Origin of the sequence: Paenibacillus sp. 19GGS1-52 (assembly GCF_022369515.1) — a bacterium.
Lineage (GTDB): Bacteria > Bacillota > Bacilli > Paenibacillales > Paenibacillaceae > Paenibacillus_AQ.
This window is the reverse complement of record NZ_CP059724.1, coordinates 3,011,275-3,028,502: the sequence shown is the minus strand read 5'-3', so window position 1 is coordinate 3,028,502 and position 17,228 is coordinate 3,011,275. Positions and strand designations below refer to the sequence as shown.

The 17,228-nt window shown below is 47.9% G+C and carries 10 protein-coding genes and 1 pseudogene; 3 read left to right on the top strand and 8 right to left on the bottom strand.

The genetic code is table 11. The features are described 5' to 3' along the window. Positions 1-216 precede the first annotated feature (216 nt). Positions 217-2,286 (bottom strand): beta-galactosidase, encoded by a 2,070-nt coding sequence (locus tag H1230_RS14265; RefSeq protein ID WP_275591225.1) that lies wholly within the window; start codon positions 2,284-2,286, stop codon positions 217-219. Between the two features lie 188 nt (positions 2,287-2,474). On the opposite strand from H1230_RS14265, the gene H1230_RS14260 reads away from it, so the two are divergent. Then, entirely contained in the window at positions 2,475-3,344 is an 870-nt protein-coding gene (locus H1230_RS14260; RefSeq protein ID WP_239716353.1) for a helix-turn-helix domain-containing protein, read from the top strand. Positions 3,345-3,486: 142 nt separating this feature from the next. On the opposite strand, the gene H1230_RS14255 is transcribed toward H1230_RS14260, so the two are convergent. Together H1230_RS14255 and H1230_RS14250 are read right to left on the bottom strand one after the other, a co-directional pair. Beyond that, positions 3,487-3,912, bottom strand: a complete 426-nt coding sequence (locus H1230_RS14255) for a MaoC family dehydratase (protein ID WP_239716351.1) — start codon at positions 3,910-3,912, stop codon at positions 3,487-3,489. Positions 3,913-4,033: 121 nt separating this feature from the next. Beyond that, positions 4,034-4,111: pseudogene (locus H1230_RS14250) on the bottom strand (aldo/keto reductase); the annotation flags it as partial. Positions 4,112-4,741: 630 nt separating this feature from the next. On the opposite strand from H1230_RS14250, the gene H1230_RS31635 reads away from it, so the two are divergent. Next, positions 4,742-4,969, top strand: a complete 228-nt coding sequence (locus H1230_RS31635; protein ID WP_481857141.1) for a DUF6199 family natural product biosynthesis protein — start codon at positions 4,742-4,744, stop codon at positions 4,967-4,969. Positions 4,970-5,122: 153 nt separating this feature from the next. Here the strand turns inward: H1230_RS31635 and H1230_RS14245 are convergent, their stop codons facing one another. Both H1230_RS14245 and H1230_RS14240 read right to left on the bottom strand, forming a co-directional pair. Next, a complete protein-coding gene (locus tag H1230_RS14245) occupies positions 5,123-6,862 on the bottom strand; it encodes an ABC transporter ATP-binding protein (protein WP_239716349.1) in 1,740 nt (579 codons plus the stop codon). Beyond that, positions 6,859-8,595, bottom strand: a complete 1,737-nt coding sequence (locus tag H1230_RS14240) for an ABC transporter ATP-binding protein (RefSeq protein ID WP_239716347.1) — start codon at positions 8,593-8,595, stop codon at positions 6,859-6,861. The genes H1230_RS14245 and H1230_RS14240 overlap by 4 nt, the downstream gene beginning before the upstream one ends. A gap of 149 nt (positions 8,596-8,744) precedes the next feature. On the opposite strand from H1230_RS14240, the gene H1230_RS14235 reads away from it, so the two are divergent. Beyond that, positions 8,745-9,611, top strand: coding sequence for a LysR family transcriptional regulator (locus tag H1230_RS14235; protein ID WP_239716345.1), 867 nt, complete (start codon positions 8,745-8,747; stop codon positions 9,609-9,611). Positions 9,612-9,737: 126 nt separating this feature from the next. Here H1230_RS14235 and htpG read toward each other — a convergent pair whose 3' ends face one another. From htpG to H1230_RS14220, 3 genes are all read right to left on the bottom strand, one after another. Continuing rightward, positions 9,738-11,618: a molecular chaperone HtpG gene (gene htpG, locus H1230_RS14230; protein ID WP_239716343.1), complete on the bottom strand. Its 1,881-nt coding sequence runs from the start codon at positions 11,616-11,618 to the stop codon at positions 9,738-9,740. Between the two features lie 250 nt (positions 11,619-11,868). Then, positions 11,869-13,848 carry a glycoside hydrolase family 2 protein gene (locus H1230_RS14225; protein ID WP_239716341.1) on the bottom strand — a complete coding sequence of 660 codons (1,980 nt, stop codon included), beginning with the start codon at positions 13,846-13,848 and terminating at the stop codon, positions 11,869-11,871. A 2-nt stretch (positions 13,849-13,850) separates the two neighbouring features. Then, positions 13,851-17,198 carry a DUF5107 domain-containing protein gene (locus H1230_RS14220; RefSeq protein ID WP_239716339.1) on the bottom strand — a complete coding sequence of 1,116 codons (3,348 nt, stop codon included), beginning with the start codon at positions 17,196-17,198 and terminating at the stop codon, positions 13,851-13,853. Between the last annotated feature and the right edge of the window lie 30 nt (positions 17,199-17,228).

Genomic DNA, 17,228 nt, shown 5'->3' with positions numbered 1-17,228 from the left:
TAAGAATTTATCTGTTTCACACGATAAATCATCCTTATATTCCTCGAAGAAATAGGCTTTATAGAATTCATTTCAGAACAGAATCCGTAGGCAGCGAGAGTTGGTACCTGCGGGGAAACCTTACTTTTTCGACAGTCAGACAAACTCCCCTAAATTCCAAAAGTAGGGTCTCACTTCTCCGTGAATAGAAGTGTAATCCACTCAAATCACCTTGCTTTATGCCTTACGCTTCAGCATAACCAGGCCGTTCACCGGTAGATCCAATACGCCTGCTGCGACTGCACCGGATTCCAGATCGGTATACGCTCTACCGTCCAGCTCCACAGATTGTTGAATGCCGCTGAAGTTCTGCACGAAAATATAATCGTTCTCTCCGTCTGTCCGCAGCTGCGCTGTTACTCCCGTTGGTAATTCACTATTTATTGTACGGGTGATGCCAGCCTTGCTCGTAATTGCGGCATATAGCTCCACATAGAATGCATAGTCCTTTACGCGCGTAGCCAGATGGTATGCCAATCCTAGACCCAGCTTATTCAGAGTAAGCGCTGGTTGTCCGGCATAGAAATCATTGCGGTAAGCTCCCAGCATCTCTGCTCCTTCAAGATGAATCAGCTCGGCAATCTCATGCGCATCATAATCTCCACTTAAGCTTAGGGCATTCCCTGCCTGCATTACAATCCCATTCAGATCGCGGCTATGCAGACCTTCAGTCTCTTCAGCCCAAATACCAAGTGTTCTGCGCAGTGGCCCCGGGAACCCGCCCAAGTGACATAAATCGGTCTCACCGACAACACCGGACCAGTAAGTAGCGAGGAAAGTACCTCCCTGCTCCACATATTTCTCAATTCTTTTGCCATTCTCTTCACTGATCAGATACAGCATTGGAGCAATGACCAACTTATAGGCCGACAGGTCATCTCCTGAACCGATGATATCAACAGGAATTCCTAGTTCCCAAAGCCCGCGGTAATGCTGGAGCACCGTCTCCTCATAGCGTAGTGCAGAATTATTGATCCCTTGAGCATCCTTAATCGCCCAGCGGTTGTCCCAGTCAAAGATGATGGCCGTCTGCACAGGTGTAGAAGTACCTACTACATCTGTCAGACCTGCTAGAGTCCTGCCCACTTCAGCTACATCGCGGAAGACGCGGGTCTCAGCGTGACCACTGTGGTCCACAACAGCCCCATGGAACTTCTCGCTGGAGCCACGGCTTTTGCGCCATTGAAAGTATTGTACGGAATCTGAGCCATGCGCAACTGCTTGCAGCGAGGATAACTTATGCATACCAGGCCGCTTCAGCTTGCTGACCGATTGCCAGTTCGTGAGTGAAGGAGTACTCTCCATGAGCAGGAATGGTTTCTTTTTGAATGAACGGAACAGATCATGGTGCATCGCAGTCCAGGCTGCCAGCCGGGCATCGTCATCATCCGCGGTATAACCCCAATCCGGATAAGCGTCCCAGGAGACAACATCCAGAATCTTGGCCAGCTCGCGGTAATCAATCCCATCAATCATATGCATATTGGTCGTCACAGGCAGTTCTGGGTTATAGCTGCGTACCGAAGTGATCTCATGCTGGCAAAAATTGATCGTCTGCTCGCTGACAAACCGCCGCCAATCGAGATTCAGTCCGTGCACCTGCGTCTCTCCATGCGGGGCTGGAGACTCAATCTGCTCCCACGAAGTATACGTATGACTCCAGAAGGTTGCCCACCAGGCATGGTTCAACTCCTCGAGATTATTATCATATTTAACCTTAAGCCAGTCTCTAAACGCGGTTTGACACAGATCACAATGACATTCTCCGCCGAACTCATTGGAGATGTGCCAGCCAATGACAGCCGGATGATGCGCATAACGCTCGGCCAGCTTCGAATTCAGCAGAGCTGTTTTGTCCCGGTAGACAGGGGAAGTAAAGCAGTGGTTATGGCGTACTCCATGCAGATTGCGAACCCGATTCCGTTCTACTCTAAGCACCTCGGGGTATTTCTCCGACATCCAGGCCGGGCGTGCTCCGCTAGGAGTAGCCAGAAACGCGTAAATTCCATTTTCCGAAAAAGTATCCAGTAAAGTATCGAGCCAATCGAAGGTAAAGACACCCTCCTCCTTCTCCAGTGAAACCCAGGAAAAGATCCCTACAGACATTACGTTGCAGCCAGCCAGCTTCATCAGCCGCAGGTCCTCACGCAAAATTTCCGGGTACTTCAGCCATTGTTCAGGATTATAATCGGCACCGTGTAGCATTACAGGTGCTTTGCTGCTAATTGAAGGGAATTTAGTAATCATTGCTATAAATCATCCTCTCAGATTCATGTCCAAGAGCCGATGGGACTATTCTCTGATGAAATTCGATCAGTGCCCACTATCCAACTCCTGAATCATTCTTTATACTATTAATAATATAAGAATATTCAATTCAGGCAGTAGGAATATAGTAGCGATATACTAGTACAAAATGAATATGAGGTGAATATATGCTTCCCTTCTCACTGATTGAAATGCCGCGCAATCCGGATGACTATCCGTTATATCCTTATTCCGTGGGCCGTCATATCCAATACCATCATGTACGCCCGACAGGTTTCCCCGTTCACCAGATCTTTCTGATCCGCAGCGGAAGCGGATTGTTCCGTGACCTGGAGAGTGGCATAGAAACCATATTAGAACCGGGAATGGCTTTTGTATTTCCACCGGATCGGGGACATGAATATTATCCACTCTCCCATGAACCCTGGCATGTCGGTTTTATTGGCTTTCATGGAACACAGTCTCGCGAAATTCTGGAAGGCATCCGCCTGCTGCCGTCCGCCCCCTTCCGGCCGGACCGATTTGAAGAGTGTTGGAGGGAGATTGGTGGAATTTGGCATACCGTAAGTCTGCAAACCACGAACCGCCAAGACGAGCAGGTGATGCAGGAGCTATCTGTAACTATGTATCGACTGCTGTTAATGCTCCGCCGTACCGCAACTTCAACAGGAGGCGTTAGCCGGATCGAGTTCGAAACGGTCCGCAACGAAGCCCTGCAAAAAGCTGTCAGTCTGATTAACGAGCATTTTACGGAACCGCTGCTGATCTCCAATCTCGCTGGTGCCGTTGGCTATTCGGTACAGCATTTTCAGCGACTGTTCCTGCAAGAGTATGAGGTAACTCCGCATAAGTACTTGCAGAATCTGCGCCTCCAGCGGGCACTGCAGCTAATGAGAGAGAATGCCGAAACCCCAGTGCAGGAAATTGCGCTGCAGCTGGGCATGGAGACGAACTATTTTATCAGGGTCTTCCGTAAAACCTACGGATGTACTCCCGGTGTTATGAGAAATAAGTTGAGCGAAATTGATGAATCTTAGAAGTCCGGTCATCTTCTTTCATAAAGAATATAATAACCCAAACAAGTCCCATTCCATACCAACCTCATCACTAGAATCAGCCTGAAACCTTCTTAATGAGTGAAAAAGGAGCAGAACCCTCGGAAGGTATCTACTCCTTGTTTTACTGCTTAACCAAAACGGATAAATCGCCTTCAAAAACTTTCTCATCTTTATTGTTGAAAGTGGACAGCCGCACCGTAACGAGTCCCGTTTCATTCTTCTTCTCTCTTACTTCAATAACCTCAACAATTGTATACAATTCATCCTCTGGATACACCGGATTAATAAATTTCAGATTATTCATAGCCGTTCCGGCAATAACATCATCACCATAAACACCTGTCTCGACCCAAAGTTTAAATGAAACTGCTATGGTCTGTATTCCAGAAGCGATGATTCCATTAAATCTTCCTTGCTTTGCCTTATCTTCATCCAGATGCATATATTGCGGGTCAAACTCTGCAGCAAATCTCCTAATACTCTCTTTAGTGATTGTTATAGACTTGGTTTTAAATACTTGTCCGACAAAAAATTCATTAAACTTCATTAATGCACCTCTTAGTTGAAATTTCAAATGTGTTTGTCATTAGATCCTATTAGGACCCACTACCGGATGGGGAACATACGGTTCTTCCACCGACGCAATTTCTTCAGGTGTTAGCCTAATTATCATGTAATGCTTCCATCGTCTCTTCGATAGGAGTATTGTAATCCCAATGGTGAATTTGGTACAGATTCACATAATCAATCTCTTTTTCCATTCCGATCTTCTCATAGTGAAAATTTTACCATATCATTATTATAATTTGCTATTATTGGATTAAATCGCTGCCCGTTATCTTACGCTACATCGTTAATCTAATACTACGTTTTCTTCAGCCAATCAGAGGTTACTGCAGAGGTAGTATATTTCTTTAGAAGGCTGTCGCTTAAGTATCTGTGAAGCACAGTTCTACTTGGTTACACACCAATGCTACAAGTGAATAGTTGTAGTCTGTACACTTAAAACATCTCTTTTACCGGCAACTGACGCTTTAACTGTATTTACTGCATTTACTGCATTTACTGCAACTATATTTTTGATGCTACCGTACAGAGGGAATTTGTCGAGATTTAACTGCACGAAGTACAACTAAAGTCACTTTAGCAGTTCATTTCCCTAGAATAAATGTACAGAGTGCAGCTAAGTCTAACCCTGCTTTCAATCAGTACTTAGACTTCCTTAATCTTCCACTGGACAAATCGTTTCTATTGTTTAGTATACAGAACTCGATAATTAGCGAATGTTTCCGTTATTCTTAGCAGCACTTTCAATTCGTGCTAGGCTGCTAAGAGAAAACACAAAAATAAATAAGATCTGAAAGGAAAGAATACCTATGCCCAAAGGAATACTACTAATCCCGATGCTTATTTTTGGTCTTATATTTGTTAGCGGATTATTAAATGCTATAGCTCCAAGGCTGATGTGGAAAACGTTTGAAAGCTGGAAAGCAACTAAAGAGCCCAGCAATACTTATTTCATAGCCCGGAGAATTTCAGGTATGATTGCCATGCTTATCATCGCTGGCCTATTATTATTTCCATACTTTATGAGTAGACAGTAAAAAAGTAAGCATTAAATGAGGCTCTATTTAAAAATCAGAGGAAATCGGGCTTTAACAGCGATCGCAAGAACGCTCCGAACCGTAGCGGTTCTACTCACAACAGGTCAACCGCTGATTTTGGCTTTGAGCCTTAAATGCCCCCACCAAATGCAGCTATACAGCTGCAAATTGGCTGTTATACAACCGAGCATAATACCCGCCGCTCTCCAGCAGCCCATCATGAGTACCACTCTCCACGATATCCCCGTCCTTCATAAAGAGAATCAGATCCGATTCGCGGATCGTCGAGAGCCGGTGGGCGATCACAAAGCTGGTGCGCCCAGCGATCATGGTCAGAAAAGCCTTCTGAATGCGTAATTCTGTTAGTGTATCGATGCTACTAGTGGCTTCATCCAGGATCAGCATCGGTGGATCGGCGAGCATGACACGTGCTATCGTTAGCAACTGTTTCTGTCCCTGCGACAGATTATCGCCCGAGCCGGTAATCTTCGTCGCATAGCCGTCCGGCAGGCGTTTGATAAAGCTGTGCGCATTGGCTGCTTTGGCGGCGGCAATGACTTCCTGCTCTGTCGCTTCAGGCTTGCCGTAAGCTATATTCTCTCTAATGCTGCCTCCAAAAAGCCACGTATCCTGCAGCACCATTCCGAAATTACGCCGCAGACTGTCACGGGTTAGGGTGGTGATATCTATTCCATCTATGGAGATCGAACCACTATCCACTTCATAAAAACGCATCAGCAGATTGACCAGTGTTGTCTTGCCAGCGCCAGTCTGTCCGACAATCGCCACGCGCGTCCCTGACTTCACTTCCAAGCTGAATCCAGTAATCAGCGGGCGCTCCGGATTGTAAGCAAACTTCACCTTGTCAAACCGGATTGTGCCTTGGCTCGATTCCAGCTGCAACGCCGATTTAGGTTCAGGGCGTTCTGGGGGCAGATCAAGGATACTGAAAATACGCTGCGCTGAAGCCGTTGCGGATTGCAACTGCGTAATCACTCCGGTAATTTCATTAAAAGGCTTGGCGAACAGATTCGAATAGATCAGAAAGCTGGACAGATCCCCTACCGTCAAATGGTTCATAATAACCAATACACTGCCAATCATAGCAATGACGGAGAAGGTAATATTGTTGACCAGACGAGTCGTCGGATTCGACAAGGAGCCGTAGAACTGCGATTTCACACCCGTTTGGTATAAGGTCTCATTCCGTTCCACGAAACGTGTATAGGCACGATCTTCGTAGTGATAAGCCTGCACTACCTTTTGTCCACCGATCATCTCTTCCACGTATCCGTTTAGTCCGCCCAGAATCTTGGCTTGTTCGCGGAACAGCGCTTGCGAGCGCATAGTAATAAAGCGGGCCACAAAAAAAGTGGCCGGAGCCGATAACAGCACAACCACCGTCATCAGCGGGCTGATGTAGAGCATAAGTCCGATCGCACCTGCGATAGTCACTACACCCGTTAGCAGCGTGGAGAAGCCTTGCAGCAGCCCGTCTGAGACTGCATCCATATCATTCACAAAGCGGCTGATGCTGTCCCCTTGCGGGTGATTATCGTGGAACTTCAATGGTAAGACATTCAATTTGTCAAAAAGCTGGCGCCGAAGTTCATACACTGTCCGGTAAGCAATCCGATTTGTATAATACGTAAGCAGCCAGCTGAACAAGCTGCCTACTACATAAACAACAGCCAATATAACAAGCAGCTTGAGCACAGCTGTGAAGTCTACCTGACCTGGTCCTATCATATGGTCTACTGCTCGGCCGATGAGCAACGGGCCAATCAAGCTGGCAATCACACTAAGTAGAGCGCAGATCACTGCCCCTACAGCTATATTTTTATATTGCCCGGTATAACCTAAGACTCTTTTCCAGGTATCTTTATTATTCATTGTCCCGACTCCTCACTGGATAGCTGCGACAGACAGATTTCCTTGTACTCCACACAGCTGATCATCAGTTCCTCATGGGTCCCAACGCCAGCAATCCGTCCTTCCTCAAACACCAATATTTTATCCGCTTGCCGCACCGTGCTGACCCGTTGGGATACTAGAAGCACCGTCATTTCCTTGCTGCTCTGCTGCAGTGCCCGCCGAAGCGCCGCATCGGTTGCAAAGTCTAATGCGCTTGAGGAGTCGTCTAGGATCAGAACCTGCGGCTGACCAACCACTGCACGGGCAATCGTCAAACGCTGTTTCTGTCCACCAGATAAATTTGTTCCTCCACGGGAGACTTCTGTCGCCAAACCTTCAGGAAGCTTTTGAACAAATTCCTCCGCCTGTGCTACAGACAAGGCCAGCTTGAGCTCGTCATCCGTAGCATCCTCCTTGCCCCAGCGGATATTGTCGGCTATTGAACCGGTAAACAGCACTGCTTTTTGCGGAACAATCCCGATTTCCCCGCGCAATTGCTGCAGCGGATAATCTTTCACGTTAACACCCTCGACGTAAATGTCACCTTTCACAGCATCATAGAAGCGGGGAATTAGGTTTACAAAAGTAGACTTGCCTGAACCCGTACTGCCGATTAGTCCGACCGTCTCCCCACGGTTAATCACAACGGAGATATCATTCAGCGCCAGTTCACCAGTAGTGTTATAACCAAAGGATACATGGTCAAATGAAATGACTGGAACCGCCTTATCCAGCATACCCAAGACCGCATTTCCCTTATCGGAAACGGAGGCTGCAACAGCCAGTACCTCATTCACACGGTTCGCTGAGGAAGCGGCTTTGGTAAAAATAATGACCAGATTTGAAACCACGATCAACGCCAGCAGAATTTGGGTGATGTAATTGATAAAAGCAATAATCTCACCCTGTGAAAGCCGTCCTCCATCAATGTGAATCCCACCAACCCATAGAATAGCGATGATGGCGGCATTCACGACTAATGTAGTCAACGGACCTAGCCATGCAGAAATGCGGCTGACCCGAATAGCCGTTGCGGTCAAATCTTCGGAAGCCTCATTAAAGCGTGCTCTCTCCTCACGGCTCTTCGCGAAGGCACGAATAACCCTAATCCCGGATAGATTCTCGCTCAGCACGACCGCAAGCTGATCCAGCTTCTGTTGATACTTGCGGTACATTGGTGAGGTACGAGTGATAATAAAGTATAAAATAAGTGCAAACACCGGGGTTGCGGCCAACAAAACCAGGGACAGCCGAAAATCCAGTATCATCGACATGATAATGGCCCCGATAAAGATAAAAGGAGCGCGGATTACTAGCCGAATCAACATCGCCACGGCCAACTGCAGCTGGTTAACATCGTTCGTTATTCGGTTAATCAACGTTGGCGTTCCAAAGATATCCAGTTCAGCGTACGAAAAAGAGGAGATGTGCTGGAACATTTTATTCCGCAGCGTTGTACCAAAGCCCTGCGAAGCCCGAGCCGCGAAGAACTGGCAGACCATGGAACAGCCAAAGCCCAATATGGACATCAGCACCATGAGACCTCCCATGCGATACACATACGCCGAATCATGTTTGCCAATGCCATTGTTAATAATCAGGGCCACGATCGTCGGCAGCAGCAATTCCAGAATAGCTTCGAACAGCTTGAATATTGGACCAATAATAGCTTCTTTTCTGTAAGGCTTTAAGAATACGGCAATTTTCAGCAAAGTTATCCACACCCAACCTAAAGTTTATGTAACAATTTGATTTATGTACAAGACCCGTTATGATTATGTCATATCTTCTTTCATATTAATAATATTGGATTCGTCTCATTCCGATATGAATAGCATATACCAAATTCGGAGGTTTTTGTATGGATATCAGACAACTCAGATATTTTCTGGCCATCGCTGAGGAAGGACAAATTACTTCAGCTGCGCGGAAGCTGCAAATGGCCCAACCCCCGCTCAGTCAGCAGCTTAAGCTGCTGGAGGAAGAGCTTGGGGTAAAGCTGGTTGAACGGGGGGCTCGCAGCGTGCAATTGACAGATGCCGGCATTATTTTGCGCAATCGAGCACAGCAAATCCTTGAATTGACCGATTCGACCACTAGAGAAATTAATGATTTTGTGAAAGGGCTGAAGGGGAGTCTTTCGATTGGCACCGTGTCCTCTTCTGGAGCTACATTGCTGCAAGATCGGCTGGGCGAGTTCCATAAGAACTATTTAGGCGTTACTTTTGAAATCCATGAGGGGAATACCTTTATGATCATCGACCTGCTGAACAAAGGCATTGTCGAAATCGGCATTGTCCGCACCCCTTTTAATACTAGCAATCTGGAATGTCGTTACATCAATTCCGAACCTATGATTGCCGTAATGACCCCAGATTATGACTGGAATCCGAGCGATACTAGCATTGACCTCGGGGAGCTGCAAGATAAGCCGCTTATTATCTACCGCCGGTTCGAGCAGCTCATTCGTGAGACCTGTCTGGAGCATGGCTTCGAACCACTTGTCTTCTGTATGAATGATGATGCGCGCACTACGCTGCTCTGGGCAAATGCTGGACTTGGCATCGGAATTATTCCCAAATCTGCCTTCGAGCTGGCTAACCATGGCAATCTGGTCTATAAAGAAATCAGGTGCGAAGCGCTGCATACCCGTGTGGCCGCAGTCTGGATCAAGCACAAATATTTGTCAACGCTCGCTACCAAGTTTATCGAGAGCTTTCAGATCTAACGGTAAGCGGACTCAGAGCATAATTACGAAATATAAATTCCCGAAAAAAATACCCCGCCCTGGTCATTTGCACCAGTCGCGGGGTATTTATGTTGCTCATGGATGTAAGTCGGCTAATGCGCCGGTTTAGACCATGATTTTGCAAATATCATTAGTGAATTGTACAGGGTCACTGACCTGCAGACCTTCGATCAATAGTGCCTGGTTATACAGCAAATGTGTATAGAGGCTCAATTTCTCTTGATCTGTTTCTGCAGCAGCCTTCAAGGAGTGGAATACTTCATGGTTGATGTTGATTTCCAACACCTTGTCTGCTTGCACATCTTGGCCGGTAGACATGGATTTTAATATTTTCTCCATCTCGATGGTCAGCTCACCTTCAGTGGACAGACACACTGGATGTGTCTTCAGTCGCTTGGAGGCTTTAACGTTCTTCACTTTACCGGACAGAATGCCCTTCATCGCTTCAAAAAGCTCTTTATTCTCGCTTTCTTCCGCTTCTGTAGGCTTCTCACTCTCATCCGCTTCAATGCCGAGGTCGCCGCTGGATACCGATTTGAATTCCTTCTCTTTATACGTCGCAATGACTTTGATCGCGAACTCATCAATATCATCCGTCAGGTACAGCATCTCATAGCCCTTATCCGCCACGATTTCGGTTTGCGGCAGCTTCTCGATGCGTTCAACCGATTCACCGGAGGCATAATAGATGAATTTCTGCTCTTCAGGCATTCTGGCAATGTACTCATCCAAGGTAACAAGCTTCTTCTCAGTGGAGGAGTAGAACATTAGCAGGTCCTGCAGCGTTTCTTTATTGATGCCATAATCGTTGTATACGCCAAATTTCAGCTGTCTGCCAAAAGCTTTGTAGAACAACTCATATTTATCTCTTTCATCCTTCAGCAGACTTTGCAGTTGGCTCTTAATCTTGTTCTTGATGTTCTTGGCGATCAGTGTCAGCTGGCGGTCATGCTGCAGCATTTCGCGGGAGATGTTCAGGGAAAGATCGGAAGAATCTACCATCCCTTTGACAAAGCTAAAATAGTCAGGCAACAGGTCCGCACTCTTGCTCATGATCAGAACGCCATTGGAATACAGCTCTAAGCCCTTCTCATATTCCTTCGTATAGTAATCATACGGCGTGCTTTCCGGAATAAAGAGAATCGCATTATACTCTACCGCGCCATCGGCACTGATATGAATATGCTTCAACGGTTTGTCATAGCCATAACGTTTCTCAGCATAGAAGTTATCATAATCTTCAGTGGTGAGCTCGTTCTTATTTTTGCGCCAGATTGGCACCATGCTGTTCACGGTTTGTTCTTCGACAACTTCCTCGAATTCCGTCTCGCTGCCTTCTTTAGGTTGGCTACCGGTAACGTCCATCTTGATCGGGAAACGGATGAAATCGGAATATTTTTTGATAATGGATTTCAAGCGGTACTCTTCCAGATAATCATCGTATTGTTCATCTTCGGTGTTCTCTTTAATAGTCAAAATAACCTCGGTGCCGACCGTTTCCTTCTCGTAGGGCTCAATGGTGTAGCCGTCTGCGCCTAAGGATTCCCATTTGAACGCCTTGTCACTGCCCAGGGCTTTACTGATGACAACAACATCATCTGCCACCATAAAAGCGGAATAGAAACCTACCCCGAACTGTCCGATGATATCGTGGCCGTCTTTAGCCTCGTTCTCATTCTTGAAGGCTAGTGAGCCGCTTCTCGCGATAATTCCGAGATTACTCTCCATCTCTTCTTCGGTCATACCAATACCCGTATCAGAGATCGTCAAGGTTCTGCTGGCTTTATCCACAGTTACTTTAACGTAATAATCCTCTTTATTGAACACCAATCCTTCATCAGACAGTGCTTTGTAATAGATTTTGTCAATCGCATCACTGGCATTTGAGATCAGCTCCCGCAGGAAAATTTCCTTTTGCGTATAAATGGAGTTAATCATCATTTCCAGCATTCTTTTCGATTCTGCTTTAAATTCTTTTTTAGCCATGAATAAATAGATCTCCCTTCAAAATGAACATCTTGTCCAACACAGACACATTAGCACTCCATTAGCCTGAGTGCTAATTCTACCTTTTATATAACATAAACTCAAATTTGCTGTCAATATATTACGGAAAACTCCTGTCGTTTGTTAAATTTGCGGTATTGCATATTAGCATAGCAATAACCCAGCTCCGTCCACATCGATGATGCTGGGAGCTGGGCTAAGCTTTGGTATGCTATGATCACCTGCTATTCTAAAGCTTAAACTCTTCTGTGCACACACTGTACCCAGTTGGTCTAATGACCGTCACGGTAAGCCGCTGAGGTGAAGCGGAGACTGTTGACGGCAGTCCAAGCAGCAGTTCTGCTGTCTGACCCGGGACAAGCCGCGGAATCTCCGCCGTCAACGGTTCATTTATTCCCTCTAACTCTGCTTTCAGCTTATACCCGGAAATCGTATAGCCGGGTATATCGGCGCGGCAGGCAAGCACCAGCTTGAGATTTCCGTCAGTGGTTCGCTCTGCCGATGTTAATAACACCGGAGAGGATACTTTCCGTAGCGCTGCATAGGATGGTTTCTCGGCGCCATATACATCCAGCGTCCCATGCACGCGCTGGCGCAGCCTGCCCGTTCTATCTTCCCCCATCTGTGTGCGGTAATCGTTCAGACTGAAGTAGATCAGCGCAGCAAATGGTTCATACTGGCGATAAAGCTCCGTTTTGTCGCGCAGAATCTGAATTCGCCGGGGATCTCCTCCTTCGAACACAGGCTCGCATAATCCATATTCGGCCACAACCAGCGGTTTGTCGGGGTAGGCTTTAAGAATACTCTGGATCACTTCATGCTCGTTCATGTCACCATGCCAAGTCCCTATATAATCGTTCCATATCAGCAGATCACCTTTACCTGTGGCATCCTTTTCGGGATCAAGCTGCAGCGTATTGCTGACATAGTTGATCATCCGGTGCGGATCAAACTTAAGTATCGCTTCCTTAAATTTCATCATATAATCCGCTGTCTGTGGAGAATGTCCATCAAGCTCATTCCCCATGCCCCAGGCGAAGATGCAGGGATGGTTATAATGATCTCCAATCATTTCCTCCGCCTGCATAAGTGCGATGGCTAGTAAGGCCTCATCCGGTTGCTCCGGCTGTTGCCAATGCGGTATTTCCTCCTGTACAAGAATACCGTTGCGGTCACACCAGTCCAGCAGCTTCCTATCCTGCTGCCAATGAAAGCGGGTAAATACACAGTTGGCTTCTTTTAACCGTACAAGCTGTCTGATAAGCTGCTCTTCTGATTCAGCCATTCCACTCTCTGGGTTAGAGCCAGGCATCCACTCCACTCCGATCAGCCTGACTCGTTCACGGTTGAGCCACAGCTCATGCCCTACCGGCTTAATCTCCCGAAAACCAAAGCTGACGGTCTGCTCATCTTCAGCCACTCCGTTATTCCACAGTGTAACCTTAAGCTCATACAGATGCGGATGGTCAAAATGCCACAGATCAACAGTATCTAGCGTAATTTCTCCGGTCTGTATACTTAAAGCTTCTCGTACGACCGGAAGTACAACGCTCCATAGCGTCTTTCCTTGCCGAGTAATCGCAACCTGTGCAGTCAATGGATCTGCTACTTCAGAACCGCTAGAACCATTGCAAAGACTCAGTTCGGCGTTAACGATCCCGGACACTGGCTCTGCGGGATTAGTCCCGAACCGTGGAATTGCATTTACCTTGAGCTGCTGAATGACGGCAGCACCACTCACAATAAGCGATACTCCCCGAATAATGCCGCCATCATCCGCCCAATCAAAGCTGTTCCCGCGGGGAAGTGCCACTTCGCTGTTGGAATTGTCTACTAAGAGGGTCAGCACATTCTCTTGTCCATGCCTTATAAGCTTCGTCAGATCAAGGACAAAGGAGGTATAACCGGAATGATAATGCCCTCCTACCTTCTCCCCATTCAGCCACAAGGTCGCATCTCTGTACACCGCTTCAAACCGTATGCAGACACGCCGCTGCTCCCAAGCCTCTGGTACCTGCAAACGGTATTCGTACCACCCCATGCCCCGGAATTCTTCCAGACCCTCTTCCACGTTCCACGTATGCGGAACCTTAACCGAACGCGGATTCGGCAGTTCTTTACTGGCCCATTCTTCCCGCAAGCCCGCTATTCCCAAATCGGCCTGAAATCCCCAGCCTTGGTCCAATGCAAGTGTTTGCCGGCTGCTCATACTTATAAAACACCCTTTCGATGAATGGCCGCTCCCTGATGATTCGGCTCCAAGACCAACGCATGCTCCAGCTCCTGAACAGACGCCTCCAGATGGCCAAGTCCCAGCAGACCTAATCCCCGCATGTAGCGGCAGTGAACTTCATTACGACGATTCAAGTCATCCTCGAAGACGAGGAAGTCAGGCAGTGAGACCGCGAAATAGTCAATCTTGACCGTGGCGAACAAATTCTTCTCAGCGAAGTCGATCAATTTATTGAAACGACGCTTCGCTTCTTTATCATTGTTGAGCTTCAACCAAGCCATCCCCTGGTAAAAAATCATATCCGGCGGCTGATCGTTATAGAACATCGCACTAGCTGGTTCCTCCAGACCTTGCGAGGCCAGCGCAAAGCTTTCCTGCGCTTCATCGTGTTTCTCCAGCGCTTCATAAGCGCAGCCCAGATAGTAATTAATATTGTTCTCCTGGGCACCGGCCAGATTGCCTTCGCCCAAGTTATGCGGATACACTAGCGCCTGCTGCAGCAACGTCACCGCTTCAGCGTAGCGGTCCTCCTTAAGTGACTGCTTCCCTAGCTCGACATGAGCAAGCTTATATTGGCCGGTAACCTTGCCTTCCCCACCTTCCCAAGGATGGAAGTTGCGGCTCTCCAGCGCTTCGACCGCAGTCTCATAACGCCCCAGACTATTCAGCAGCGTCACATATTCAACGTAGAGATCATCCCGCTCTTCGACCAGAGTGTGGAATTGCTCCAGCTTCGCCAGTCTCCGTCCTGCAGAATAAGCCAGCTTCTTATACAGCTGATCCAGTTCGAATAGTACGCGCGCATCTTCCTGATCGCAATCGAAAGCTCTTTCCAGTGAAACCAACGCCGCTTCAGCATTGTTACGTTTGTTGAAATATGCCAAGGCCAGATTGCGATGGACTGTGGCAAAATCGTCGCGGACTGCACGGGACGCCTCCCAGTACGAAATAGCATCCTCCGAGCGTTTCTTGTCATAGCAGAGGTTGCCCAAATAATACAGCGCCATTGCATCCTCTGGCTGTGCCTCCACCGCTTGCTCCAGCACTTGCAGTTCGAACAGGCTGCTTGGGAAACAATAGGTCGGATCAGCTTGCTGTCCTGCCGCACGTTGTTCAGCAGCCTTGTCATGCTCTCCGGCACGATCATACAATTCGCCAAGTGCATAATGCAGCATCGGGTAAACTGCGACGCCCTGCTGTACGAGGTGCACAGCCACGGCAATCGCCTCTTCGACCAAGCCACAACCGGCATAGTCAGCCAGCAGATTCAGATAGTTGTGCGCGTCTCCACGCATCAGCCGTGACAGCTCACTCCATACAGCTTCAGCCGCAGCAGTATCGCCTAACTCCACTAGCGCCAGTGCCTGCTCGTTATAGGCACCAAAGTCAGCGACATCCAGTCCAAGTGTCTCTGTAGCGAAATCCTTCGCCTGTGCAGCGAGACCTAGCTTGCGCAACATCGCGGTCTTCAAATTACGGGCCTTATAGTTCCGGGCATTGCGGATCAGGGAGCGCTCTGCGAGCTCCAGCGCTTCATCATACGAACCTCTTTCGCTAGCGATCTGAGCCAGTGAGAAGTATCCGGCATCTTGCCACGCAACCGACCAAACCGCTTTGTAGAATGCGGCAAAAGCTTCATCCAAACGCCCTTGCAGCTTTAGCGAAACGCCCAGCTGATAATAAGCTTCGCTGTCATACGGGTTTGTATTACGCCAGGTCATCGTCTTGATCGCTCGACGGAAATGCTTGTCGCTCTCGGTGAAGAGACCCCGGCGCAGCAGCAAGGTTCCATAGGCTACATTAATGCGGATATCGCCAGGACTTCGCTTTAGGCCTTCCAGATAATAAGCTTCAGGTTCAAATGTCGCATGCCGGTATTGCTCCAGATGCAAACCCGCTAGATACAGCTCTTCTGTGGTCTGCAGCTCTTCCGGTTCGGCAAGCGGCTTGGCCGCCTCCGGCACCTGCTCGATCTCCGGACGCTTCGACTGATAAGTGATCAGCAGGCGACCATCGGTAGCACGTACGGACAATGACAGATCATGCGGCTGGTCAATTTCGTTCAGTGTAAGGACTGAACGAAACGTTAGTGTTGGCGAAAGGGTGACCGTTTCCAACAGGTATACTTGTTGACTTCCACGCAGTTCTACAACCGCACCCTCCATTAAAGAGGTTGTGTAGACTAGTACACGCGCTTCACGCGTATTCTCGTCAACCTCCAGATTGACAGCAACTTCAATGGAAGCATTCTTGACGACGCCAATATTTTTATAGGGCATAAAATATTGGGTAAAGGTCTTTTCTTCATAAGGCTGCAACCAGGAGAAATCTGGTTGGTTATCTGTATATACGCCGGTCATCAGCTCAATGTACGGTCCGTCCTCGTCCGTAAGCTGGCGGTCCCAGGCTTGGCCGAATTCTCCGTTGCCCCAGGTCCATTGCTTTTTGCCTGGTGAAATATGGTGATTGGCGACATGCAGCAGACCTGCATTTACGCCATGGTCATAACCTCCGACAAAGTTGTATTCCGATTTATAAGCCATGTAGGAAGTAGGTACAGGAATGTTCTTGTAACGGGAGATATCTACACCTTCAGAGTAATCCATCTTGTAATAGGTGCCTGTTGCAATCGGGAATCGCGACACATCGCGTTTGCCGTGGTCGAACACAGCAGTAACATCTGGCGGAAATACCGACTGGGTATGATCATTAACTGCCACCGCTGGGTTAGCCCACCAGAGAAAGGTTTGTGGCTCAGGCGTGCGATTGTATAGCTGGGCTTTAATCTCCAGATAGGCTTTACCTGGATAGAGACTAAAACCTGCCGTAACCTTTGTACCATACATCCGGTCAATCTCGCTGACCCATACCGTAGCACTTCCATCCGCATTCTCATCATAGCGGTACTCCACGGGTCCGAAGGTGTTCGGACGGTGATGCTGCGGCCAGTTGAATTCAATGCCACCTGAAATCCACGGTCCAGCCAGACCTACCAGTGCAGGCTTGATTACCCGATTATAGTAGACGAAATCATAGTTGTTAGTCTTGTCCAACGCTCGGTAAATACGGCCACCAATCTCCGGCATAATCTCGATGCGGACATATTCATTCTCAAGGATGACCAGCTTATAATTCTGCGCGATCTTCTCATTGGAGATACTCTCAATAACCGGATGCGGATAGACGCGGCCAGAGCTGCCCTGATACACCCGTTTCTCCAAAAACATCGGATTGCGGTCTGGCTTTCCTACGCTGTAGGTGGGAATGGAGACCTGTTCCTCCCAGACGCGCACCTTAGCGTTGTTCAATTCAATTAATTCACTCATTGGGCTTTCCTCCTTGCCTTTATAGCTTTA